This window comes from Salmonella enterica subsp. arizonae (assembly GCF_008692845.1).
Classification (GTDB): Bacteria; Pseudomonadota; Gammaproteobacteria; order Enterobacterales; family Enterobacteriaceae; genus Salmonella; species Salmonella arizonae.
Genome location: NZ_VXJW01000003.1, coordinates 57,070 through 80,653 on the forward strand (window position 1 = coordinate 57,070; position 23,584 = coordinate 80,653).

Below are 23,584 nucleotides of genomic sequence, written 5' to 3' on the forward strand. Positions count from 1 at the left end.
TCTTATCCGGCTTACAGTCCATATTAATTTCAAAATATTACATCAGGCAATAAAAAACCCGCTTCGTGAAGCGGGTTTTTCTTTTTACTTATTGCTTACATCAACGGCGTCGCTAACTGCACAAGGCTAATCAACGGCTGCGGCCAGACACCCAGCACCAGCACCAGCAACGCGGAGATCAGCACCACGATACCGCCTGCGCTGTACTGCCAGTTTATCGGCGCGTCGCGTCCCGGCTGCTGCGGCGCGTGCAGGTAGAGACTCACGGCGACGCGCAGGTAGTAGTACAAACCAATCGCGGAACCGACCACCACAGCGGCGACCAGCCACCACAGGCTGGCCTGAACGCCAACCGCCAGCACGTAGAATTTGCCGATAAAGCCCAGCGTCATCGGGATACCTGCCAGCGACAGCATCATCACCGTCATCACCGCGGCAAGAACAGGACGGTGCCAGAACAGACCACGGTAAGAGAAGAGCGAATCAGCATCCGGGCCGCGGAACGGACTGGACATCAGGCTGACCACGCCAAACGCGCCGAGGCTGCTGAACAGATAACCGGCCAGATAAACACCCACCGCTTCCATCGACATCTCGCCGCTCTGCAACGCAATCAGCGCCACCAGCAGATAGCCGAGGTGAGAGATAGAAGAGTAACCGAGCAGACGTTTGATGTTGGTCTGGCTCAGCGCCATCAGGTTACCGAAGATGATAGAGGCAAAGGCGATAATGCCCAGCACCACGCGTACCGCTTCGCTGTCGCCTACCGGCGCATACAGGAACAGACGCATCACCACGCCGAAGATAGCAATTTTGCTCGCTGTCGCCAGGAAGGTGGAAACCGGCGCAGGCGCGCCCTGGTAAACGTCTGGCGTCCACAGGTGGAACGGCACCAGAGAGAGTTTAAAGCCCAGACCGACAATCATCAGGCCAAAGCCCGCCAGCAACAACGGCTCGCGCAGCATACCATCGCCGAGGCTCTTACCGAGCGCTTCGAAAGACAGGTTGCCGGACTGCGCATAGACCAGCGCCATCCCGAACAGCAGGAAAGACGAGGCGGCGGCGGAAAGGATGGTGTATTTGATACTGGCTTCCAGCGAGCGTTTCTGGCGGAAGGCATAACCAATCAGGCCGAACAGCGGCAGAGAGATCAGTTCAATACCGAGGAACAGCGCCGCCAGGTGGTTGGCGTTCGCCAGCAGGATTCCCCCCAGGCTGGCGATTAACACCAGCAGGTAGAACTCTTCCTGGTTATCGTTATAGCCTTCAAGCCACGGATAGGCAAAGGTGCAGGTGGCGAGGCTCGCCAGCAGCACCAGCCCGGTGTAGAGCATCGCAAAGCCGTCAACGCGCATTAGCGGCGTGACGTCCATTGCCCCGGCCTGGCCGACAAACCAAAGCGAAACCAGAGCAGCGTTAAGCCCAATGACCGACAGCGTGGCATTGAGGAAGTGATTGCGTCGCCACGCAATGGAGAGCATCACAACCACCACCGTCAAGCCGACGATCAGCAGCGGTAGCAGCGCAATCAGGTGTTGTGGAGTTATTGTCATGGCGATTTACGGCCTTGTAGTAGTAACGGAATTAACAAACCACTGCTGGATGTTGCTCATCGCAGAATGCGAGGTATCCAGAATCGGCTGCGGATAGAAGCCAAGTAGTACCAGAAGCACCACCAGCAACAGAATGATAAACAGCTCGCGCAGCGACATTCCTGGCAGTTCCTGATTGGCAATCTGGCTCTTCGCTTTACCAAAGTAAGCGCGATGCAGCATCGCCAGCGAGTAAACAGAGGCGAATACCAGCCCAAAGGTGGAGATAACGGTAATTACCGGAACCACCTGGTAGCTACCGAACAGAATCATAAATTCGCCGACAAAGTTACCGGTGCCCGGCATACCGAGCGTCGCTACCGCGAAAAACATAGACAGCGCAGGCAGCCATTTCATTTTACCCCACAGGCCGCCCATCATACGCATATCGCGGGTATGCAGACGTTCGTACAACTGGCCGCATAGAATGAACAGCCCCGCCGCGGACAAACCGTGAGCGATCATCTGAATCACCGCGCCCTGGTACGCCAACTGGCTACCGGTGTAGATAGCGATCAGCACAAAGCCCATGTGGGAAACAGAGGTATAAGCAATCAGGCGCTTGATGTCGTACTGGGTAAAGGCCATCCACGCCCCGTAGAAGATACCAATAACGCCCAGCCACATGGCGATAGGCGCGAACTCCGCCGAGGCGTTCGGGAACAGCGGCAGGGAGAAACGCAGCAGACCGTAAGCGGCGGTTTTCAGCAATATACCAGCCAGGTCGACGGAACCGGCGGTCGGCGCCTGGGAGTGCGCATCCGGTAACCAGCCATGCAGCGGAACCACCGGCATTTTCACCGCAAAGGCGATGAAGAATCCCAGCATCAGCAGGTATTCCACGCCATGAGACATCGGCGTATTCAGGAGCTCTTCGTAATTAAAGGTCCAGACGCCGGTGGCGTTGTAATGCACAAATACCAGCGCCAGGATGGCAATCAGCATCACCAGACCACTTGCCTGGGTATAGATGAAGAATTTTGTGGCCGCCGTGATACGCGTTTTACCGTCGGAAGCTTTGTGCCCCCACAGCGCTATCAGAAAATACATCGGCACCAACATCATTTCCCAGAAGAAGAAGAACAGGAACATGTCGATGGCCAGGAATACGCCAATAACGCCGCCCAGAATCCACATCAGGTTCAGGTGGAAGAAACCCTGATATTTTTCGATTTCTCGCCAGGAGCAAAGCACCGCCAGAACGCCGAGCAGGCCGGTTAGCACTACCATCAGCAGCGACAGCCCGTCGAGCGCCAGATGGATAGAGATGCCAAAACGCGGGATCCACGGCAGGACAAACTCAGATTGCCACTGTGGAATACCGGCGGATTGCGTCAGTGAATAACCGCCCTGCAACCACAGTTGCAAGCCGAGCGCCAGCGTCAGTCCCATAGTAATCAGGGCAATCCAGCGCGGCACCTTCACGCCAAAGCGTTCGGTCTGCCAGCACAGGAAGCCGCCGATAAAGGGGATTAGTATTAACCAGGGTAATAACATAGCTAAGTATGTCCCTTATATTTACTCCTGCTCAGGCTATCTCACTCGCCAGCCCGAATCCCGGCAGTGCTCGCAATCCTCACGTACTTAAGTACGCTCCGGTTGCTGTGCGCTGGCGGTATCCGGTCTGACTTCGCCGATGACGCCTGTACTTCAGGAACAGTTACCTAAAATTTATTCTTAGTTCACAGACCCGGCGCAACGCCGGGTATATTCACTCAGCCAACAACTCAACGCAATACCATCAGCAACGCCAGCACCACAACCGCGCCGATGCTCATGGATGCTACATACCAGCGCAAATAACCGTTCTCGCTCAGTACCAGGCCTTTGCCTGCAAAACGGGAAAGGATAGCCGGAATGTTCATCAACGCATTAAGCGGGTCGCGCTTCAGCAGCCAGGCGATACCGAGGAATGGCTTGACGAATACTTTGTCGTACAGCCAGTCAAAGCCCCAGGCGTTATACCACCAGGTACCCAGCAGGCGGCCTGGCGCGCTGTTGGCGATCGACGTCACAAGCGTGCGTTTGCCCAGCCACAGCCATGCGGCAATCAGGATGCCCGCAATCGCCACCACGCCAGAGGTAATTTCCAGGGTCAACACACGACCGTGCGCCAGTTCAGTTGTCTGCGGCAACACCCCCTGCAATGGCGGCACAATCAGCGCGCCAATGAAGGTAGACAGGATCATCAGGACAATCAGCGGCAGATGGTGGGTAATCCCCTTCCCTGCATGAGCATGAATTTGTTCTTTACCGTGGAACACGATGAAAATCATACGGAATGTGTACAAGGAGGTCATAAACGCGCCGACCAAACCTGCCACCATCAGATTGATATGACCGTTCGCCATCGCACCGGCGAGGATCTCATCCTTACTAAAGAAGCCCGCAGTGACCAGCGGCAGGGCCGACAGCGCCGCCCCGCCCACCAGGAAGCAGGCATACACCAGCGGAATAGACTTACGCAGACCGCCCATCTTAAAGATGTTCTGTTCGTGATGGCAGGCCAGAATCACCGAACCGGATGCCAGGAACAGCAGCGCTTTAAAGAAGGCGTGGGTCATCAGATGGAAAATCGCCGCATCCCACGCCTGCACGCCCAACGCGAGGAACATGTAGCCAATCTGGCTCATGGTGGAATACGCCAGCACGCGTTTGATGTCGGTCTGCACCAGCGCGGCGAAACCGGCCATTACCAGCGTAATCGCCCCGATAATCCCCACCAGATGCAGGATTTGCGGGGTCATCAGGAACAGGCCATGCGTGCGCGCAATCAGGTATACACCGGCAGTAACCATCGTTGCGGCGTGGATCAGCGCAGAGACCGGCGTCGGGCCGGCCATCGCGTCGGCAAGCCAGGTCTGCAACGGCAACTGCGCGGATTTACCGACCGCGCCGCCCAGCAGCATCAGCGTCGCCCACATCAGCATGTTGTTGCCGTCGGCAAAGTGCGCTGGCGCCAGCTCCACCATTTCGCGGAAGTTCAGCGTACCCAGTTCGTTGTACAAAATGAACAACGCGAAGGCGAGGAAGACGTCGCCCACACGAGTGACGACAAACGCTTTCATCGCCGCAGCGCCGTTCTTCGGATCGCTGTAGTAGAAGCCGATCAACAGATAGGAACACAGCCCCACGCCTTCCCAGCCGAGGTACATCAACAGCAGGTTATCGGACAGCACCAGAACCACCATGCTGGCGATAAACAAGTTGGTGTAAGCAAAGAAGCGGGAGTAGCCCTCTTCCCCACGCATGTACCAGGAAGCGAACATATGGATCAGGAAACCGACACCGGTAACTACAGAGAGCATGGTCAGCGACAGGCCGTCCAGCACCAGATTAAAACCGATGTTGAAGTTACCTACAGACATCCACGTCCACAGCGGCTGGCTGAACGCCTGTTTACCATTGGCGAAAAAGTCCATCCCGACAAACGCCGTCACCAGCGCCGCCAGACCAACAGATCCCACGCCGATAGTCGCGGAGAGATTTTCCGACCAGCGTCCACGAGAGAACGCCAGCAGGACGAAGCCAATCAATGGCAGAATAATGGTTAAGGCAAGCATGTTCATCCACGCATCTCACTTACTGAATCGATGTTCAGGTTCTGGCGACGGCGATGGAGTTGCAGCAACAGCGCAAGTCCAATACTCGCTTCCGCAGCCGCAAGGCTGATGGCGAGAATGTACATCACCTGACCATCGGTCTGGCCCCAGTAGCTCCCGGCGACCACAAAGGCCAGCGCGGAGGCGTTAATCATGATTTCCAGCCCGATCAGCATAAACAACAGATTGCGGCGGATAACCAGACCGGTTAAACCCAGGACGAATAAAATCGCAGCGAGGATCAGTCCATGTTGTAAAGGGATCATGCGCGCTCCTCCGTTTTTCTTTTCGCGCGGTCATCGGCGCGGTTGCTTAGCACTTCGCCCGCACGCTCTTCACGACCGACGTGGAACGCCACCACCAGGCCTGCCAGCAGCAGCATCGACGCCAGTTCGACCGCCAGAACATAAGGCCCGAACAGCGTAATGCCCACCGCTTTCGCGCTGATCGACGTACCGTCGATACCTTGGTCGTTGACGCCCAGAATAGCGTACACAATGACCGCCAGCATAATGGCCGACAAAAGCGCCGGGCCAATCCACACCTGCGGTTTCAGCCACTGGCGTTCCTGTTCGATTTCGCTGCCGCCGAGGTTGAGCATCATCACCACGAACACAAACAGCACCATGATGGCGCCTGCGTAGACGATAATTTCCAGCGCACCGGCAAAATAAGCGCCCAGCGAAAAGAACACCCCGGAAATCGCCAGTAGCGATATCACCAGATACAACAGCGCGTGTACCGGATTGGTATGGGTGATCACTCGCAGGGTCGCGAGGATGGCTATCAGGCCACAGATATAAAAAGCGAATTCCATTGCCCTCTCCTTACGGTAACAGGCTCTTGACGTCGATAGGCTTGGCTTCGTTCTCTGCTTCGCCTTTATCTTTGCCGTCGATTGCCATACCCGCCATCCGGTAGAAGTTATATTCCGGGTATTTGCCCGGACCGGAAATCAGCAGATCCTCTTTTTCGTACACCAGATCCTGACGTTTGTATTCGCCCAGTTCGAAGTCCGGGGTCAACTGAATCGCCGTGGTCGGGCACGCTTCTTCGCACAGGCCGCAGAAGATGCAGCGTGAGAAGTTAATGCGGAAAAATTCCGGATACCAGCGGCCATCTTTGGTCTCCGCTTTTTGCAGAGAGATACAGCCTACCGGACAGGCTACCGCACACAGGTTACAGGCAACGCAGCGCTCTTCACCGTCCGGGTCGCGCGTGAGCACGATACGGCCACGGTAACGGGGCGGTAAATAGACCGGCTCTTCCGGATACATCCGCGTTTCGCGTTTGGCGAACGCATGCAGGCCGATCATCCAGATACTGCGTACCTGAGTGCCGAAACCTACTAATAATTCTTTTAAGGTCATGGTCTTTGTGTCCCTTATTGCGCCTGCCACAGAATGACAGCCGCCGTTACCAGCAAGTTGATGAGCGTCAGCGGCAGGCAGACTTTCCAGCCGAAGGACATTACCTGGTCATAACGCGGACGCGGTAACGACGCACGAATCAAAATGAACATCATCATGAAGAACGCGGTTTTCAGCGCGAACCAGACGAATGGCGGTAAGAACGGGCCATGCCAGCCCCCAAAGAACAGCGTTACCATCAGCGCGGAAACGGTGACGATGCCGATGTACTCCCCCACGAAGAACAGACCGAATTTCATACCGGAATATTCGATGTGGTAACCGTCCGCCAGTTCCTGCTCGGCTTCCGGCTGGTCAAACGGGTGACGGTGACAGACCGCTACGCCCGCGATGGCGAAAGTAACAAACCCAAAGAATTGCGGAATCACGTTCCACAGATGCGCCTGGTTATTGACGATATCGGTCATATTAAATGAACCGGCCTGCGCCACCACGCCCATCAGGGAAAGACCAAGGAACACTTCGTAGCTCACCGTCTGGGCAGACGCGCGCATCGCGCCCAGCAGCGAGTATTTGTTGTTGCTCGACCAACCGGCGAATAGCACCGCGTAAACCGCCAGACCGGCCATCATCAGGAAGAACAAAATCCCGATGTTTAAATCGGCCACCACCCAATTAGGGCTAACCGGCACAATGGCGAAGGAGAGCAGCAGCGAAGTAAACGCGATCATCGGCGCCAGGGTAAAGATGACGCGATCCGAGAATTTCGGCACCCAGTCTTCTTTAAAGAACATCTTGATCATGTCCGCGACTAACTGGAGCGAACCGCCCCAGCCAACGCGGTTTGGTCCATAACGGTTCTGGAACAGACCCAGCAGACGACGTTCGCCAAAGCTCATGAATGCCCCGCAGGTGACGACCACCAGCAGAATCACGACCGCTTTGAGAATGCTCAGCAGGATCTCAATCAGATCCGGTGTAATCCAACTCATTGTTGCGCCTCCCGCAGATCCTCAAGACGCGCGCCAGCCAGAACCGGCGCGATGCCAGGCATACCCATCGGCAGCCCTACCTGCCCTGCCGCTAATCCTTCAGAGATTTCAACCGGCAGCGTCACCGTATTGCCATCGTAGCTAAAGGAGACGCGCGTCCCGGCATTGACCCCCAACTTCGCGGCATCCACCGGGTTGAGTTTGATATACGGCTGCGGCATACGGCTCTGGAAGACCGGAGAACGCTGAGACAATTCGTCGCTGCCAAACAGGTGGTAGTACGGCGCAACACGCCAGTGTCCGTCCTGCGCCTGGAAGCTTGCCGGAACGGTAGTGAAATAATCCAGACCGCCCTCAGTGGCTTCAATCAGACGCACGCCTGGATCGCCGTGACGCAGTTTGCCGCCCACTTCATCCTGGAATTTGTTCCACGCCTGCGGAGAGTTCCAGCCTGGCGCCCAGGCGAACGGAATTTCAGAACGCGGAGCGGTCGGTTGGTTATTCCCTTCCATGGAGAAGGCGAACATGGTGTCTTTATCCTGCGGCTGACGCGGTTCGTGCACGCTGATGTTGGCGCGCATGGCGGTGCGTCCGCTGTAACGGTGCGGTTCACGCGCCAGCTTCTGCCCACGAATGCGGAAAGACGCATCCGGCGCGGCGTCTTTAATGCCGGCAAATTGCGGCATGGCGGCAATGACCGCGTCGATCACGTGGTCAAGCTGCGTCCAGTCCACTTCGCGGTTTTCGACGGTGCTGTGCAGCGAATGCAGCCAGCGCCAGCTTTCCAGCATAATCGTCTTGTTATCGTAGTAGGCCGGATCATAAACCTGGAAGAAGCGCTGCGCGCGGCCTTCGTTGTTGATGACCGTACCATCGCTTTCGGCGAAGCTTGCCGCGGAAAGCACCAGATGCGCGTTTTCCATAATCGCCGTGCGCTGATGGTCAACCACCATCACCAGCGGCGCTTTGGCGAGCGCGGCGTTCACGCGCGTAGCGCTTGCATGACGGTGGAGATCGTTTTCCAGCACCACCACCGCGTCCGCACTGCCGGTTTCCAGCTCGCTCAGCGCATCGTCAAGCGAACCGCCGCCCATCATACCCAGCCCCATGCTGTTCACGGAACGGGCAATCATAGTAATACCGACGTCGGCGCCACGGCCTTTCAGCGCTTTCGCCACGTTGGCGGCCGCCTGAATCACCTCACTGCTACCGGCGTTAGTGCCGGAGATAATCAGCGGTTTTTTCGCGCCAAGAAGCGCCTGCACAATGACATCAATTTTGTTTTGCAGATCGCCGCTGATGCCGTCGACCGCAGGCGCTGTATTGTCCAGCGCATGAGCAATCGCAAAGCCCAGGCGCGCCTGATCTTCCACCGGCGCGCGGTAGGTCCACGCGGCGATGTCGTCCAGGCGGGTGCTGTCGACGTTACTGACAAACAGCGGATGCTTCGCACGCTGGCCAATGTTAAGGATTGCCGCAATCTGCCAGTCGGCCACTTTCTGCGCCGCCGCCATTTCACGCGCTTTACCTTTCACCGCCTGGCGTACCGCCAGCGCAACGCGCGCGCCAGTCTGAGTAACGTCTTCGCCCAATACCAGTACCGCGTCATAAGATTCGATTTCACGCAGCGCTGGCGTGTAAATTCCGCCTTCACGCAGCACTTTCAACGCCAGTTGCAGACGTTCCTGCTCGCCCTGGGCGATACCGGTGTAGAAGTTTTCCGCGCCGACCAGCTCGCGCAACGCAAAGTTGCTCTCAATGCTGGCGCGTGGCGAACCGATACCGATCACTTTCTTCGACTGGCGCAGAATATCCGCCGCGCCCTGCATCGCCTGCTCAGCGTTGAGAGTAATAAAGTCATCGCCACGACGCTGAACCGGCTGACGCGGACGGTCTTTCAGGTTCACGTAGCCGTAGCCAAAACGACCTCGGTCGCAGAGGAAGTAGTGGTTAACGGTGCCGTTGTAACGGTTTTCGATGCGGCGCAGTTCGCCATAGCGCTCGCCCGGGCTGATGTTACAGCCGATGGAGCACTGCTGGCAGATGCTTGGCGCAAACTGCATGTCCCATTTACGGTTATAACGCTCGGAGTGCGTTTTATCCGTAAAGACGCCAGTCGGGCAGATTTCCACCAGGTTGCCGGAGAATTCGCTCTCAAGCACTCCGTCCTCCGGGCGACCGAAATAGACGTTGTCGTGCGCGCCATAGACGCCCAGATCCGTGCCGTCGGCATAATCTTTGTAGTAACGCACGCAACGGTAGCAGGCGATGCAGCGGTTCATCTCATGAGAGATGAACGGCCCCAGGTCCTGGTTACGGTGGGTACGTTTGGTGAAACGGTAGCGACGGAAGCTGTGACCCGTCATGACGGTCATATCCTGAAGGTGGCAGTTACCGCCTTCTTCACAGACCGGACAGTCGTGCGGGTGGTTAGTCATCAGCCACTCCACCACGCTTTCACGGAACTGTTTCGCTTCTTCGTCGTCAATAGAGATAAAGGTACCGTCGGTGGCCGGCGTCATACAGGACATCACCAGGCGACCACGCGTATCTTCCGCGTTTTGGTATTGCTTCACCGCACACTGGCGGCAAGCACCGACGCTTCCCAGCGCCGGGTGCCAGCAAAAATACGGAATATCAAGGCCGAGGGACAGACATGCCTGTAGCAGATTGTCCGCGCCGTTGACCTCGTATTCTTTGCCGTCTACATGAATCGTAGCCATTAGCATGCTTCCAAATTAAAAATCGTTAACTCACCAGCGCTCTTTGAGCAGGTTCGGCTGAATACCATTGATTAAATGGGTATTGCTGAACGGCTGCTTGATGCCAGCTTCGAATTCTTCGCGGAAATACTTAATTGCGCTTTGCAGTGGCTCAACCGCGCCCGGCGCGTGCGCGCAGAAGGTTTTACCCGGACCGAGGAAACGACACAGTTGCTCAAGCGTCTCGATATCTCCCGGCTGGCCTTCGCCGCGCTCCAGCGCGCGCAGAATTTTCACGCTCCACGGTAGACCATCGCGGCATGGCGTACACCAACCGCAGGACTCGCGGGCGAAAAACTCTTCCAGGTTACGCACCAGCGATACCATGCCGATTTCGTGATCTACCGCCATCGCCAGCGCTGTCCCCAGACGACTCCCCGCTTTACCGATGCTTTCGAACTCCATCGGCAGGTCGAGGTGCGCTTCGGTCAGAAAGTCAGTACCCGCCCCGCCCGGTTGCCAGGCTTTGAATTTCAGGCCATCGCGCATCCCCCCCGCGTAATCTTCGAGGATCTCGCGCGCGGTGGTGCCGAACGGCAACTCCCAGAGGCCCGGATTTTTCACGCGGCCCGAAAAGCCCATCAGCTTAGTACCGGCGTCTTTACTTTTTGAAATGTTCTGGTACCACTCCACGCCGTTGGCAAGGATCGCCGGGACGTTGCACAACGTTTCGACGTTGTTCACGCAGGTCGGCTTGCCCCATACGCCGGAGGTCGCCGGGAACGGCGGCTTGGAGCGCGGGTTAGCACGGCGCCCTTCCAGGGAGTTAATTAGCGCGGTCTCTTCACCGCAGATGTAACGCCCTGCCCCAGTGTGGACAAACAGTTCGAAGTCAAACCCGGTGCCCATGATGTTTTTGCCAAGCAGGCCGGCTTCGGTCGCTTCGGCAATCGCGCGGCGCAGATGCACAGCCGCTTCGATATATTCGCCGCGCAGGAAGATGTAGCCACGATATGCTTTCAGCGCAAACGCGGAGATTAGCATCCCTTCCACCAGCAGGTGCGGCAGTTGCTCCATCAGCAAACGGTCTTTATAAGTACCCGGCTCCATTTCATCAGCGTTACACAGCAGGTAACGGATGTTCATGGATTCATCTTTCGGCATCAGACTCCACTTAAGACCGGTGGAAAAGCCCGCGCCGCCGCGCCCTTTCAGACCGGCGTCTTTTACCTGACTGACGATTTCATCCGGGGAGAGCCCGGTCAGAGCCTTACGCGCGCCTTCGTAACCGTTTTTGCTACGGTATTCGTCCAGCCAGACCGGCTGTTTGTCATCGCGCAGACGCCAGGTCAGCGGATGGGTTTCGGGAGTACGGATAACGTTTTTCATTTATACCGCTCCAGTAGTTCAGGAATAGCTTCCGGGGTCAGATGGCTGTGAGTATCCTCATCAATCATCATGTTCGGCCCTTTATCGCAATTCCCCAGGCAGCAGGTCGGCAGCAGCGTAAAGCGACCATCAAAGGTTGTCTGCCCCGGTTTGATGTTGAGATTTTTTTCCAGCGCGGCCTGAATCCCCTGATAGCCGGTGATATGGCACACCACGCTGTCGCAGTAGCGAATCACGTGGCGACCGACCGGCTGACGGAAGATCTGGCTGTAGAATGTGGCGACGCCTTCGACGTCGCTCGCCGGAATACCCAGCACATCGGCAATAGCGTAGATCGCGCCATCCGGCACCCAGCCACGCTGCTTTTGAACGATTTTCAGCGCTTCAATGGACGCCGCACGCGGGTCTTCGTAGTGGTGCTTCTCGTGCTCTATCGCTTCACGCTCTGCCGCACTCAGCTCAAAAGCCTCGGTTTGTGGTTGTTGATTCTCGTGCATAATTAGCGGTCCACATCTGACATAACAAAATCGATACTACCCAGATAGACAATCAGGTCAGAGACCAAGCTGCCGCGAATCGCCGAGGGAATCTGCTGCAGGTGCGCAAAGCTCGGCGTGCGCACGCGGGTACGGTAGCTCATTGTGCTGCCGTCGCTGGTCAGGTAGTAGCTGTTGATTCCCTTAGTCGCTTCCACCATCTGGAACGACTCCTGCGCCGGCATGACCGGGCCCCAGGAGACCTGCAAGAAGTGGGTGATCAGGGTTTCGATATGTTGCAGCGTGCGTTCTTTCGGCGGCGGCGTGGTCAGCGGATGATCCGCTTTGAACGGGCCTTCCGGCATGTTGTCGAGGCACTGCTGAAGAATACGCAGGCTCTGACGCAGCTCTTCCACTTTCAGCATCACGCGGGTATAGCAGTCGGAAACGCCGCCGCCCACCGGCACTTCAAAATCGAAGTTTTCATAGCCAGAGTACGGACGCCATTTACGCACGTCGAAGTCGATGCCGGTGGCGCGCAGCCCCGCGCCGGTGGTGCCCCACTCCAGCGCCTCTTTCGCACCGTAAGCGGCAACGCCCTGTGAACGCCCTTTCAGAATGGTGTTGCGCAGCGCGGCTTTCTCATAAGAATCCAGACGCTTCGGCATCCACTCAAGGAATTCACGCAGCAGACGCTCCCAGCCGCGCGGCAGGTCGTGCGCGACGCCGCCGATACGGAACCAGGCAGGGTGCATACGGAAACCGGTAATCGCCTCCACCAGATCGTAGATTTTCTGGCGGTCGGTAAAGGCAAAGAACACCGGCGTCATCGCACCGACATCCTGAATAAAGGTTGAGATGTACAACAGATGGCTGTTGATGCGGAATAGCTCAGAAAGCATGACGCGAATAACGTTAACGCGATCCGGCACGGTGATGCCCGCCAGTTTTTCCACCGCCAGCACGTAAGGCATTTCGTTCACGCAGCCGCCGAGGTACTCAATACGGTCGGTGTACGGAATGTAGCTGTGCCAGGACTGGCGTTCGCCCATTTTCTCGGCGCCACGGTGGTGGTAGCCGATATCCGGCACACAGTCGACGATCTCTTCACCATCGAGCTGAAGGATAATACGGAACGCGCCGTGCGCAGACGGGTGGTTCGGGCCGAGGTTGAGGAACATAAAGTCCTCGTTGTCAGTCCCGCGCTTCATGCCCCAGTCTTCCGGCTTAAAGGTCAGCGCTTCCATCTCCAGGTCCTGCTTGGCTTTGGTCAGCTCAAACGGGTCGAATTCGGTCGCGCGCGCCGGATAATCTTTACGCAGCGGATGGCCTTCCCAGGTTTGCGGCATCATAATGCGCGTCAGGTGCGGGTGGCCTTCGATGTCAATACCAAACATCTCCCAGGTCTCACGCTCATACCAGTTGGCGTTAGGGAAAAGTTTGGTGAAGGTCGGCACGCGCAGGTCGTTTTCAGACAACGCCACCTTGAGCATGATATCGCGATTACGCTCAATGGAAATCAGGTGGTAGAAAACGGAAAAATCCGCGGCGGGTAACCCGTCACGGTGCGTACGCAGGCGTTCATCCATGCCGTGTAAGTCAAACAGCATGACGTAAGGTTTCGGCAGTTTCTTTAAGAAATCGCCAACTTCCAGTAATTGTTCACGCTTGACCCAAACAACGGGGACGCCAGTGCGGGTCGCCTGAACGGTAAAGGCATCCGGCCCAAAACGGTTGCGCAGTTCGCCGATGACCGGATCATCAAGATGATCGCGGGTACTCCATGCAGCGTCTTGCGCGGTTAAGTCGGTCATATTGTTCACCATTGCAAATGGTCCGTGGTGACTGTCGACAGGGCTTCGCTGGATTTATGTAGTGATAGGCGAAGTAAAGTGCCGCTGCCCGACAGGCGCAAATTAAATCTCGTCCGGGGTACGCAGGTTCGTGACGGCAATACGCTCGCCGCGTTTACGTTCGCGTTCTGGCTGCATATTGGCGCGATACACGCCCTGATCGCCTACCACCCATGAGAGCGGACGGCGCTCTTTGCCAATTGATTCTTGCAGCAGCATCAACGCCTGCATATACGCTTCCGGACGCGGCGGACAGCCTGGGATATACACATCCACCGGAATAAATTTATCAACGCCCTGCACCACCGAATAAATATCGTACATGCCGCCGGAGTTGGCGCAGGCGCCCATAGAAATTACCCATTTTGGCTCCAGCATCTGGTCATACAGACGCTGAATAACCGGCGCCATTTTGGTAAAGCAGGTACCGGCCACCACCATCAGGTCAGCCTGACGTGGCGACGCACGCAGTACTTCCGCGCCGAAACGGGCGACGTCATGTACTGCGGTAAAAGAGGTCACCATCTCTACATAGCAGCAAGAAAGGCCGAAGTTGTAGGGCCAAATTGAGTTTTTACGGCCCCAGTTAACCATGTCATGCAGTTTGCCCATGAACACGTTTTTGTTAACTTCCTGCTCCAGGGGGTCGGTTACAATCTCCTGTTTTTGCAGGGGGTAACGGTCATTCTCACCGTTAGGATCTATGCGGGTGAGCGTATAATCCATCTTAATGCCTCGCGGTTAGCGTTGACGATTAGCGATACTGTTCGTTTCCGGGTTCATACGCTCGCGGCGTGAACGCGCGGGCGTCCAGTCCAACGCGCCGATACGCGCCAGATAAACCAGACCAGCCAGTAACACAAAAATAAAAATTGCAGCTTCCACAAAGCCAACCCAGCCGCTTTCGCGGATAGAAGTTGACCATGCGAACAGATACAGCGCTTCAACGTCGAAGATAACGAAGAACATGGCTACCAGGTAAAACTTGGCAGACAGGCGTAAGCGGGCGGTGCCGACCGAGTCGATACCTGATTCAAACGGAACGTTTTTGTGCCGCGCGCGCGCGCGACCGCCCAAAAACCAACCGCCAACCAGCATCAGGCAACACAGGCCAATGGCAACGATAAGAAAGATAGCGAATGCCCAGTGATGAGCGATGACTTCAGTGGATGTTGACATACTCATTGCTTACTCATCAAAAGTAGCGCCAATTTCTCTGCTCTTTACGGCAGATGGACACCACATCGATTCATGGGGAGGAATAAAAAACCCTACAATTACTGTGGAAAATGATAAAAACAGCTAATTGATGTGGTTTTTTACTCCTTTCTATAACCTTTTGTCAACTTTAACAAAAGTTCCTTCACGTTAATTTACATCAATTCATTGTCATTAACACCAAATACCATCCTGGAGAAAAGGCCTACCCGACCAGGAGGAATTTTATGTTGTTGAATCGTGTCCGTTGTGAAGCAAAAGAGATAACACACACCTATTTTGACAGGAATTTGTGAAGATGCCTCCCCCTAAATGGGAGTATTTTCTTGATCTGTGACACGCTTTTGTTAATTCACCCCGCAAAACAGCAACAATTTCTCTAGTTTTTTAACATGCAAATTCATAGAATGGATGCTCTGGTTGTTTTTCACCCACATTAAACAGCAATTCGTTACTGGCTGATTTACCGCGTCTTTTACAATTTGTGCGATTAAAATTATACAGATGGACGCAAAAAAAGAGCCGCTAAACGTTTTTTCATCGTCAGCGGCTCTTTTTTACATTTACGACTTAGCCCCTTTTCCTTGCAAGCTATTCAAAACCGCCTTCAACCATAAGCGAATCATCTCCGTCCTCTGCAGAAAACTGATTGTAATGCCACGGGTTTTGATAGCTTTCCATCGCATGGAAAATCACCATCGCCAGCTCATTCTGGCTATCGGGATCGCGACACAGCAGATATTCCGTATCGGGCAAAGGCGGTAATCCGTCTGCGGCGCCCAGCACGCGAAGGTCGGGACTCATCATCTCGACAGGTCGAGCCGTTACGCCGAGACCGGCTTTAACTGCCGCGCGTACTGCCGGTAATGTCGAAGCCACATAGGCTAGCCGCCAGGGAATACCCGCTGCATTCAGCGTATCCAGCACCATATCGCGGAATGGGCTGGGATCGTCCAGCAACACTAATGGTACGGGTTCTCCCCTTTGCAAAACATACTCAGCCGCACAATACCAATGGGTAGGTGACGTCCGCAGGTTCAGACAGTCCAGCGAATGAGGTTGGTTAGTCGTCACCACCAAATCCACTTCCTGCAATTTAACCATATCCACCATATAGGCGTTGCGTTTAACCCGGACATCAAGCGCGAGTTTCGGATAAACCGAGCTGATTCGGCTAAGCAAAAAAGGCAGGATAGTGTCAGCTGATTCATCAGAAGCGCCGATTGTTAACACTCCCTGAAGATTACTAAACATTAATGATGAACACGCCTCATCATTAAAACGGAGTATTTTTCTGGCGTATCCCAGAAGCTGGATACCGTGTTCAGTCAAAAGTTTGTTACGACCATGGCGGGCGAACAATTCCTTTCCCACGAGTTGCTCAAGACGCTGCATTTGCTGGCTGACCGCAGACTGAGTACGACATACCGCCGCAGCCGCCGCGGCGAAGGTGTTCAGATCGGCAACAGCCACGAACGTTCTCAGCAGATCGAGATCGAGGTTAATTATCGGACGATTTGCATTTATCATAATTTTTCACTTACTGGCGGGTCATATCGGGCTGACCTGGTTAATGCTGTGCATTCAGAAACAAGCAATTCCATTTGTAACGTGCATCCTTCGCAGTGCCACCTGGTTACCCAGGTAAATGTTAGAATGTAATTGAAAATACGACCAAAACACTTCTCTTACTTGACGATATAATACCGAATGCCACCTATCTGGATATATCGAAAAAATGTGTCTACCTTTAGGCGTCTACAGATTTCTGCTAATGGTAAACGTGTAAATTTTGTAACAGCGCCAAATAATTTACCTACACGCAATGATATAAAAAATATATTTAACAATAGGTTATGTATAATCTCGCGCCATAAAAATTAGCAAAAAACGCAGACTACGCCCCGTTTCGGCTCATTATCTTAACCTAAAACCGCTATATTTATAAGTATTATTACGAATAATCTTAATCCGGGATATGTTATACTAATCGGACCAGCAAGATATTATTACGGCTTTAGTAAATGCTTTTTAAATATTAAATAATAATTAATTAAGAATCCTACCATTCATTAATTATACTTAACAATGCTTTCACGCCATCTGTCGCCGGAAAGGTCTAACCCTCTCATTTAACCGTTAATACTCAGTATTTCCGAAATAGTCGGCGCTACACTATCGATGAATTCTTATCTCTCATAAAACAGTTAATGTTCAAAAAAATAAAACGCCGCCTCACGAGCAATCATCCAGAATAAAATACCACACCTTAAAATAAAAACAGGAAATCCATCCAATAAAGTGACTTTTCAAAGACTTAAATAGCGAAAAAGCACTTTAAAAATAAACAAAATCTTCTTCTGCCAACTCTTCAAAACTCACCGTCGTGGGAGTACATTGTTTCGTGCTGACTTCCACGGCAGGGAGTGGCAATAACAGCTAAAAGGTCAAGATTCATGTCACCCATTGAAAAATCCAGCAAACTCGAAAACGTCTGTTATGACATTCGTGGACCCGTTCTGAAAGAAGCGAAACGCCTTGAAGAAGAAGGTAATAAAGTTCTTAAACTGAATATCGGCAACCCCGCCCCCTTCGGATTCGAAGCGCCGGACGAAATTCTGGTCGATGTCATCCGTAATTTGCCGACGGCGCAAGGGTATTGCGACTCGAAAGGGCTTTATTCCGCTCGTAAAGCAATTATGCAGCATTATCAGGCCCGTGGAATGCGCGATGTGACCGTGGAAGATATCTATATTGGTAACGGCGTTTCCGAGCTGATCGTTCAGGCGATGCAAGCGTTGCTTAACAGTGGCGATGAAATGCTGGTTCCCGCCCCCGATTATCCGTTATGGACGGCGGCAGTCTCGCTTTCCAGCGGCAAGGCGGTACACTATCTTTGCGATGAATCTTCCGACTGGTTCCCGGATCTTGACGATATCCGCGCCAAAATCACCCCGCGTACGCGCGGCATTGTTATTATTAATCCAAACAACCCTACTGGCGCCGTTTATTCTAAAGAATTGTTGATGGAAATTGTCAACATTGCGCGCGAGCATAACCTCATCATCTTCGCCGATGAAATTTATGACAAGATTCTCTATGAAGACGCCGAACATCACTCAATCGCCGCACTGGCGCCAGACCTACTGACTATCACCTTTAATGGTCTGTCTAAAACCTATCGCGTCGCCGGATTCCGCCAGGGTTGGATGGTATTGAACGGGCCGAAAAAACATGCGAAGGGCTATATTGAAGGGCTGGATATGTTAGCTTCAATGCGGTTGTGCGCCAACGTTCCGGCGCAACACGCCATTCAGACCGCGCTCGGCGGCTATCAAAGCATTAGCGAATTTATTCTTCCCGGCGGCCGTCTGTATGAACAGCGCAACCGCGCCTGGGAGTTGATTAACGATATCCCCGGCGTCTCCTGCGTGAAACCGCGCGGCGCGTTGTACATGTTCCCGAAGATCGACGCTAAACGTTTCAATATTCACGACGACCAGAAGATGGTGCTGGACTTCCTGTTACAGGAGAAGGTGCTGCTGGTGCAAGGTACCGCCTTTAACTGGCCGTGGCCGGATCACTTCCGTATTGTGACGCTACCGCGTGAAGATGACCTGGAGATGGCCATCAACCGCTTTGGACGCTTCCTCTCAGGCTACCATCAATAATCTTAAATTCAGGCTACTTCGGTAGCCTGAATTGCATCTTCGTCTCCCTCCCCGCACAATGAAGTCTGCCGCAGTGAAGACAAAAGGTAATCTATGAAGCAGAGCCACTTTTTCGCCCATCTCTCCCGCCTGAAGCTGATTAATCGTTGGCCGCTGATGCGTAACGTGCGCACAGAAAACGTCTCCGAGCATAGTCTGCAGGTGGCGATGGTCGCCCATGCTTTGGCAGCGATAAAAAACCGTAAATTTGGCGGACAGCTCAACGCTGAACACATCGCGCTTCTGGCGATGTACCATGATACCTCTGAAGTACTGACCGGCGATCTACCGACGCCGGTAAAATATTTTAATTCCCAGATTGCCCAGGAATATAAAGCCATCGAAAAAATCGCTCAGCAAAAGTTGGTTGATATGGCGCCGGATGAATTACGTGATATTTTTGCCCCGCTTATTGATGAAAATGCCTGGAGCGAAGAAGAACAGGCCATCGTGAAACAGGCCGACGCGCTTTGCGCCTACCTGAAATGTCTGGAAGAGTTATCGGCGGGAAATAATGAGTTTAAGCTTGCGAAAACGCGGCTGGAAAAAACGCTGGCATTACGCCGTAGCCAAGAGATGGACTATTTTATGGCGGTGTTCGTGCCAAGTTTCCATCTTTCTCTTGATGAGATAAGCCAGGATTCACCGCTTTAGTAGCCGGATGGCGGCTGACGCCTTATCTGCCCTACGGGATGAGTAGGCCTGATAGACATAGCGCCATCAGGCATTCCCCCGCATATGTTTAAAACGGGAACAACATCGGAATCATCACGATACAGACCGCCATTACAATGAGAGTGAACGGCACGCCAAGTTTTACAAAATCGCTAAAACTATAGCTTCCCGGCCCCAGAACCAGCGTATTGACCGGCGAGGAAACCGGCGTCATAAAGGCGGCCGATGCCGCCATCGCCACCGCCATCGCAAACGGATAAGGCGATACGCCCATCGATTTCGCCGCCGCCAGTGCAATCGGCGCCATCAGTACCGCCGTTGCCGTGTTAGAAATAAACAGTCCTATGGCGGCGCACAGCACAAACAGACATCCCAGCATCATATACGGCCCATAGCCGCCGCCGATATCCATTAATCCTTTCACCACCAGAGAGACGCCGCCGGTTTTTTGCAGCGCCAGCGCAAACGGCATCATACCCACAATCAAAATAATGCTCGGCCAGTGAATTGCTTTGTATGCGCTTTCAGCATCAATACAACGAAATTTCCCCATTAGCAGGCAGGCGATAATCGCCGCGATCGGGTTAGGGATTTCATCGGTCAACATCAGCGCCACCATGAGTACCAGGCAGAAAATAGCATGCGGCGCCTGGCTGTGCGCCGGAGAGGCTTCGCTGACCTCGACCGGCATATTCAGCACCACAAAGTCGCGGCCTTTTTGCCCAAGCTGGCTGATTAATTTCCAGTTCCCCACGACCAGAATAATATCGCCCATCAATAACGGCTCATCGGCCAGCGATCCTTCCAGCGCGATGCCGTCACGTTTCAGGCCGACCACATTCAGTCCGTAACGGGTACGGAAGGCGATTTCACGCACCGACTTGCCTATTAGTTCAGACTCCGGAATAAGCGAAATTTCCGCCATCCCGACATCCAACGCCTGATCGGAAAAATATTCTCCACGCAATACCATCGGTTCCAGCAGTTGCTCGGCGCAAAACTCTCTGAGATCAACCTCCACCGCCGACATATCAATCAGCAGAACGTCGCGAGCGCGAAATTCCGATACGCCGTTCACATTGACGATAACCCGCCGAAAGCGCCGCCAGCGTTCAACGCCGATAACATTTGCGCCATAACGTTCGCGCAGTTTAAGGTCGTCCAGCCGCTGTCCCACCATCGGCGAACCAGGGCGAATCGCCAGGCGACGAGCGCGTCCCGTCAGGCGGTACTCACGGATAAGGTCGCGGAAAGTGCGCCGCTTACCGCCCTGCTGTCCGGGCGCATCGCCTTTTAGCATGAAGCGCATCACCAGCATATAAACAATACCGAGCGCCAGCACCACTAGTCCCAGCGGCGTCACGCTAAAAAAACTGAATCCGTGAAGGCCTTCACGCAGCAGTTCACTGTTAACCACCAGGTTCGGCGGCGTCGCCACCAGCGTCATCATCCCGCTGATAAGTCCGGCAAAACTAAGCGGCATCATCAGACGCGAAGGCGAGGTCTGCATATGCATAGAAACACTAAGAACGACGGGGATAAAAATCGCCACCACGCCGGTTGAACTCATGAAAGCGCCAAGCCCGGCGACGGTGATCATCAGTAAAACCAGCATCTTGATTTCACTGCTGCCCGCCATTTTAACCAGCCAGGTGCCGACCACCGTAGCAACGCCGGTGCGCACAAGGCCGTCGCCAATAATAAATAAGGCGGCGATAAGAATGACATTCGGATCGCTAAAGCCGGAGAAGGCTTCCGGAAGGGTCAAGGTACCGCTAAGAACAAAAGCGACAATGACGAATAAAGCAACCGCATCCATACGTACTTTGCCCGTCGCAAACAACACGACGGCAATCACCAGTAAAGAGAGAACCCAAATCAATTCACCGTTCACAACATATCCTTGTCAGATGAGTAGATAACGTGATTCTGCCATAAATATGCCCCGCCAGAGCGGGGCGATATCATGATCAGGTCTTTCTTACCACCACCACATTGCCGTTTGGTTGTTTAGCGACCGACAATTGCGTCAGGCTATCCAACACAAAATCAACGTCCTTCAGACGCGGCGTGTCAGCCGGCGCATTGACCGCAATGACATGGCAGCCCGCAGCCAGCCCGGACAGCACGCCAGCCGGGGCATCTTCCACCACGGCGCACTCCTGAGGCGCCAGGCCAAGCAGTTGCGCGCCGAGCAAATACGCATCCGGCTCCGGCTTGCCGCGTTTGACTCGTTCGGCGGTGACAAACACTTCTGGCGCAGGAAGGCCCGCGACCTGATGGCGCGCACGGGCGACCGGCATCGAACCGGAGGTGACGATAGCCCACGGAATGCCCACGTTATTCAGATGATTGAGTAAATCCATCGCCCCAGGCAACGCGGTAATCCCTACGGTCTCAGTGGCTTCTATTTGCTCCAGGCGCGTAAACTCGGCGGCAATTTCCGCCTCCGATTTCCCCGGCATAAAATGCCGCAGCGAGGTGATCGCCTGTTTACCGTGGATAAAACCTAACACCTCATCATGATCGAGATTGAAGCGATCGGCCCAGTTACACCACGCGCGCTCTACCGCAGGTAAGGAATCCACCAACGTACCATCTAAATCGAACAGAAAACCCTTACACTGCACGCTTACCCCCTCAGGCATTAATGATTTGATTGATTTCATTCGCGCTCAGGTGGTATTGACGTGGACAGGCGTGCCAGACATTCAACATACGCTGATACTTTTCCCACATCGGCGTCTGGGCATTAAAGCCGTGCGTCCCGGCGTCAAAGTGAGTGTAACGCCCTTCGACATTCACCATAAAACGGACATAGCCGAGGTAGCGCGCTTCCGTCGCGGCGTCAAAGCCCAGGAAAGTGACGCGACGTTCGTCGATGGCTTGCGTATCTTTGAGGTTGGTCCAGGAGACGTGCAGGGCATGGTACATCTCCATAATATCGATGATGGTACGGCAGGTCTCTTCCGTCAGCTCGCCAAACTCGCGATCCAGCTCGCGCATTTGCAGGCCGTAACCGCGTTCAATAATTGTTTGTAAGCGACGGTAACGCTCGGCGTTGGCGGGATCGAGCATCGTCATCATTTTGTATTGGTTAGACAAAATCAGACGTTGCGCGTTGGTCATTTCCATTTTGAACTCCTGTATCACGCTATAGCGATGAAAAAAAAGAAGGCATTGGTATGCCTTCTTTTATATGCGTAATCCGGGGTCAATTACAAATCATCCAGGAAAGTTTTATCCAGTTGTTTGAAGGCGCGCTTAAGCGTGTCAGCTAATGCCTGGTAATCCGGCTTTCCTTCTACCGGCGCCAGCGCTTGTCCAGCCTCCTGCAATTTACCGCGAACTTCGTAAAACCAGTTAAGGATTGAAGGCGGCAAGGGCGTCACGGAACGTTTCCCTAACCACCATAATCCCTGCATAGGCAAGCTCAGGGCGAACAGGGCGGTCGCCACGGCCGGACCTAACTGACCGCCCAGCGCTATCTGCCAGCATAACGTAAAGACCGCGACAGGCGGCATAAATCGTATGGCATAGCGCGTCATACGAATGACGCGGTTTTCGACGAAAACGGGCGCCAGCCGTTTTTCCATCGGCCACGTCTTCGCGTAGTGCTGCCCCCGGCGGAATAAGCTAAAAAAATTTACGGAGCGATGATCCGGTGTCGACATGGCCTACCTCAACTTCACATATAAAATTTAAAAAATTTGTGCAAAACAACAACTACGAGGGACAACGTTCAAAACATTTTGTCTTCGATACCCACTATCAGGTATCCTGTGTCGGCCTGTCAAAGGCCGGTAGTTTAAAATCATTGAGTCGTCAATATTACACATAGTATGCCATTGGCTGAAAAATACGCAAAATGGCATAGACTCAAAGGTATTTCTTCCATCATGCTAAAAAAGACTCCTGCGCATGATGTTAATCATAAATGTCAGGGCTATCATGCGCTACGCTCTATGGCTCACTGACGTTTTTTTAGCCACGTATCATAAATAG

General features: G+C 54.0%; 21 protein-coding genes. 2 read left to right on the top strand and 19 right to left on the bottom strand.

The annotated features are described in order from the left end of the window. Positions 1 to 95 precede the first annotated feature (95 nt). The 15 genes from nuoN to lrhA all read right to left on the bottom strand — a co-directional run bounded on the left by nuoN (position 96) and on the right by lrhA (position 16,724). Positions 96 to 1,553, bottom strand: a complete 1,458-nt coding sequence (gene nuoN / locus F4V61_RS07465) for an NADH-quinone oxidoreductase subunit NuoN (protein ID WP_000156673.1) — start codon at positions 1,551 to 1,553, stop codon at positions 96 to 98. Positions 1,554 to 1,559: 6 nt separating this feature from the next. Beyond that, complete coding sequence (nuoM, locus tag F4V61_RS07470; RefSeq protein WP_000926429.1) at positions 1,560 to 3,089, bottom strand: NADH-quinone oxidoreductase subunit M; 1,530 nt, start codon at positions 3,087 to 3,089, stop codon at positions 1,560 to 1,562. Between the two features lie 230 nt (positions 3,090 to 3,319). Beyond that, positions 3,320 to 5,161, bottom strand: coding sequence for an NADH-quinone oxidoreductase subunit L (gene nuoL, locus F4V61_RS07475; protein ID WP_001056584.1), 1,842 nt, complete (start codon positions 5,159 to 5,161; stop codon positions 3,320 to 3,322). Continuing rightward, the gene (nuoK, locus tag F4V61_RS07480) at positions 5,158 to 5,460 is read right to left on the bottom strand and encodes an NADH-quinone oxidoreductase subunit NuoK (RefSeq protein WP_000612644.1); all 303 of its coding nucleotides are present in this window, start codon (positions 5,458 to 5,460) and stop codon (positions 5,158 to 5,160) included. The genes nuoL and nuoK overlap by 4 nt, the downstream gene beginning before the upstream one ends. After that, a complete protein-coding gene (gene nuoJ / locus F4V61_RS07485; protein WP_079835806.1) occupies positions 5,457 to 6,011 on the bottom strand; it encodes an NADH-quinone oxidoreductase subunit J in 555 nt (184 codons plus the stop codon). The genes nuoK and nuoJ overlap by 4 nt, the downstream gene beginning before the upstream one ends. A gap of 10 nt (positions 6,012 to 6,021) precedes the next feature. Next, positions 6,022 to 6,564 carry an NADH-quinone oxidoreductase subunit NuoI gene (nuoI, locus tag F4V61_RS07490; protein ID WP_000172747.1) on the bottom strand — a complete coding sequence of 181 codons (543 nt, stop codon included), beginning with the start codon at positions 6,562 to 6,564 and terminating at the stop codon, positions 6,022 to 6,024. A 14-nt stretch (positions 6,565 to 6,578) separates the two neighbouring features. Beyond that, a complete protein-coding gene (gene nuoH, locus F4V61_RS07495) occupies positions 6,579 to 7,556 on the bottom strand; it encodes an NADH-quinone oxidoreductase subunit NuoH (protein ID WP_000118518.1) in 978 nt (325 codons plus the stop codon). Continuing rightward, complete coding sequence (gene nuoG, locus F4V61_RS07500; RefSeq protein WP_134949070.1) at positions 7,553 to 10,279, bottom strand: NADH-quinone oxidoreductase subunit NuoG; 2,727 nt, start codon at positions 10,277 to 10,279, stop codon at positions 7,553 to 7,555. Before nuoG ends, nuoH begins: the two co-directional genes overlap by 4 nt. Before the next feature lie 30 nt (positions 10,280 to 10,309). Next, on the bottom strand, positions 10,310 to 11,647 hold the full coding sequence (gene nuoF / locus F4V61_RS07505; protein ID WP_000800048.1) for an NADH-quinone oxidoreductase subunit NuoF: 1,338 nt from the start codon (positions 11,645 to 11,647) through the stop codon (positions 10,310 to 10,312). Then, positions 11,644 to 12,144, bottom strand: a complete 501-nt coding sequence (nuoE, locus tag F4V61_RS07510) for an NADH-quinone oxidoreductase subunit NuoE (protein ID WP_000545038.1) — start codon at positions 12,142 to 12,144, stop codon at positions 11,644 to 11,646. The genes nuoF and nuoE overlap by 4 nt, the downstream gene beginning before the upstream one ends. Positions 12,145 to 12,146: 2 nt before the next feature. Next, positions 12,147 to 13,949, bottom strand: coding sequence for an NADH-quinone oxidoreductase subunit C/D (gene nuoC / locus F4V61_RS07515; RefSeq protein WP_000247862.1), 1,803 nt, complete (start codon positions 13,947 to 13,949; stop codon positions 12,147 to 12,149). Positions 13,950 to 14,039: 90 nt separating this feature from the next. After that, positions 14,040 to 14,702, bottom strand: a complete 663-nt coding sequence (gene nuoB, locus F4V61_RS07520; RefSeq protein WP_000386728.1) for an NADH-quinone oxidoreductase subunit NuoB — start codon at positions 14,700 to 14,702, stop codon at positions 14,040 to 14,042. 15 nt (positions 14,703 to 14,717) lie between these two features. Continuing rightward, on the bottom strand, positions 14,718 to 15,161 hold the full coding sequence (gene nuoA / locus F4V61_RS07525) for an NADH-quinone oxidoreductase subunit NuoA (RefSeq protein WP_000062993.1): 444 nt from the start codon (positions 15,159 to 15,161) through the stop codon (positions 14,718 to 14,720). A gap of 380 nt (positions 15,162 to 15,541) precedes the next feature. After that, a complete protein-coding gene (locus F4V61_RS07530) occupies positions 15,542 to 15,700 on the bottom strand; it encodes a hypothetical protein (protein ID WP_038395145.1) in 159 nt (52 codons plus the stop codon). A gap of 85 nt (positions 15,701 to 15,785) precedes the next feature. Continuing rightward, positions 15,786 to 16,724: a transcriptional regulator LrhA gene (lrhA, locus tag F4V61_RS07535; protein ID WP_000606285.1), complete on the bottom strand. Its 939-nt coding sequence runs from the start codon at positions 16,722 to 16,724 to the stop codon at positions 15,786 to 15,788. Between the two features lie 926 nt (positions 16,725 to 17,650). Here lrhA and alaA point away from each other — a divergent pair. Together alaA and yfbR are read left to right on the top strand one after the other, a co-directional pair. Then, positions 17,651 to 18,865, top strand: coding sequence for an alanine transaminase AlaA (gene alaA, locus F4V61_RS07540; protein WP_000074542.1), 1,215 nt, complete (start codon positions 17,651 to 17,653; stop codon positions 18,863 to 18,865). Between the two features lie 93 nt (positions 18,866 to 18,958). Then, the gene (gene yfbR / locus F4V61_RS07545; RefSeq protein WP_000813869.1) at positions 18,959 to 19,558 is read left to right on the top strand and encodes a 5'-deoxynucleotidase; all 600 of its coding nucleotides are present in this window, start codon (positions 18,959 to 18,961) and stop codon (positions 19,556 to 19,558) included. 88 nt (positions 19,559 to 19,646) lie between these two features. Here the strand turns inward: yfbR and F4V61_RS07550 are convergent, their stop codons facing one another. The 4 genes from F4V61_RS07550 to yfbV all read right to left on the bottom strand — a co-directional run bounded on the left by F4V61_RS07550 (position 19,647) and on the right by yfbV (position 23,253). Continuing rightward, the gene (locus tag F4V61_RS07550; RefSeq protein ID WP_001012916.1) at positions 19,647 to 21,473 is read right to left on the bottom strand and encodes an SLC13 family permease; all 1,827 of its coding nucleotides are present in this window, start codon (positions 21,471 to 21,473) and stop codon (positions 19,647 to 19,649) included. 76 nt (positions 21,474 to 21,549) lie between these two features. Beyond that, positions 21,550 to 22,227 carry a sugar phosphatase gene (locus F4V61_RS07555; protein WP_079781743.1) on the bottom strand — a complete coding sequence of 226 codons (678 nt, stop codon included), beginning with the start codon at positions 22,225 to 22,227 and terminating at the stop codon, positions 21,550 to 21,552. Continuing rightward, positions 22,220 to 22,714: a YfbU family protein gene (locus F4V61_RS07560; RefSeq protein WP_000426131.1), complete on the bottom strand. Its 495-nt coding sequence runs from the start codon at positions 22,712 to 22,714 to the stop codon at positions 22,220 to 22,222. The genes F4V61_RS07555 and F4V61_RS07560 overlap by 8 nt, the downstream gene beginning before the upstream one ends. Before the next feature lie 83 nt (positions 22,715 to 22,797). Continuing rightward, positions 22,798 to 23,253, bottom strand: a complete 456-nt coding sequence (gene yfbV / locus F4V61_RS07565) for a terminus macrodomain insulation protein YfbV (protein WP_024131807.1) — start codon at positions 23,251 to 23,253, stop codon at positions 22,798 to 22,800. Between the last annotated feature and the right edge of the window lie 331 nt (positions 23,254 to 23,584).

Bases quoted from the DNA above. Each gene is read 5' to 3' on its own strand.
- nuoF (WP_000800048.1), bottom strand. From the start codon at position 11,647: ATGAAAAACGTTATCCGTACTCCCGAAACCCATCCGCTGACCTGGCGT.
- nuoE (WP_000545038.1), bottom strand. From the start codon at position 12,144: ATGCACGAGAATCAACAACCACAAACCGAGGCTTTTGAGCTGAGTGCG.
- nuoN (WP_000156673.1), bottom strand. From the start codon at position 1,553: ATGACAATAACTCCACAACACCTGATTGCGCTGCTACCGCTGCTGATC.
- nuoA (WP_000062993.1), bottom strand. From the start codon at position 15,161: ATGAGTATGTCAACATCCACTGAAGTCATCGCTCATCACTGGGCATTC.
- nuoG (WP_134949070.1), bottom strand. From the start codon at position 10,279: ATGGCTACGATTCATGTAGACGGCAAAGAATACGAGGTCAACGGCGCG.
- nuoM (WP_000926429.1), bottom strand. From the start codon at position 3,089: ATGTTATTACCCTGGTTAATACTAATCCCCTTTATCGGCGGCTTCCTG.
- nuoJ (WP_079835806.1), bottom strand. From the start codon at position 6,011: ATGGAATTCGCTTTTTATATCTGTGGCCTGATAGCCATCCTCGCGACC.
- yfbR (WP_000813869.1), top strand. From the start codon at position 18,959: ATGAAGCAGAGCCACTTTTTCGCCCATCTCTCCCGCCTGAAGCTGATT.
- nuoC (WP_000247862.1), bottom strand. From the start codon at position 13,949: ATGGTGAACAATATGACCGACTTAACCGCGCAAGACGCTGCATGGAGT.
- nuoB (WP_000386728.1), bottom strand. From the start codon at position 14,702: ATGGATTATACGCTCACCCGCATAGATCCTAACGGTGAGAATGACCGT.
- F4V61_RS07560 (WP_000426131.1), bottom strand. From the start codon at position 22,714: ATGGAAATGACCAACGCGCAACGTCTGATTTTGTCTAACCAATACAAA.
- yfbV (WP_024131807.1), bottom strand. From the start codon at position 23,253: ATGTCGACACCGGATCATCGCTCCGTAAATTTTTTTAGCTTATTCCGC.
- alaA (WP_000074542.1), top strand. From the start codon at position 17,651: ATGTCACCCATTGAAAAATCCAGCAAACTCGAAAACGTCTGTTATGAC.
- nuoI (WP_000172747.1), bottom strand. From the start codon at position 6,564: ATGACCTTAAAAGAATTATTAGTAGGTTTCGGCACTCAGGTACGCAGT.
- nuoL (WP_001056584.1), bottom strand. From the start codon at position 5,161: ATGAACATGCTTGCCTTAACCATTATTCTGCCATTGATTGGCTTCGTC.
- nuoK (WP_000612644.1), bottom strand. From the start codon at position 5,460: ATGATCCCTTTACAACATGGACTGATCCTCGCTGCGATTTTATTCGTC.
- lrhA (WP_000606285.1), bottom strand. From the start codon at position 16,724: ATGATAAATGCAAATCGTCCGATAATTAACCTCGATCTCGATCTGCTG.
- F4V61_RS07555 (WP_079781743.1), bottom strand. From the start codon at position 22,227: ATGCCTGAGGGGGTAAGCGTGCAGTGTAAGGGTTTTCTGTTCGATTTA.
- nuoH (WP_000118518.1), bottom strand. From the start codon at position 7,556: ATGAGTTGGATTACACCGGATCTGATTGAGATCCTGCTGAGCATTCTC.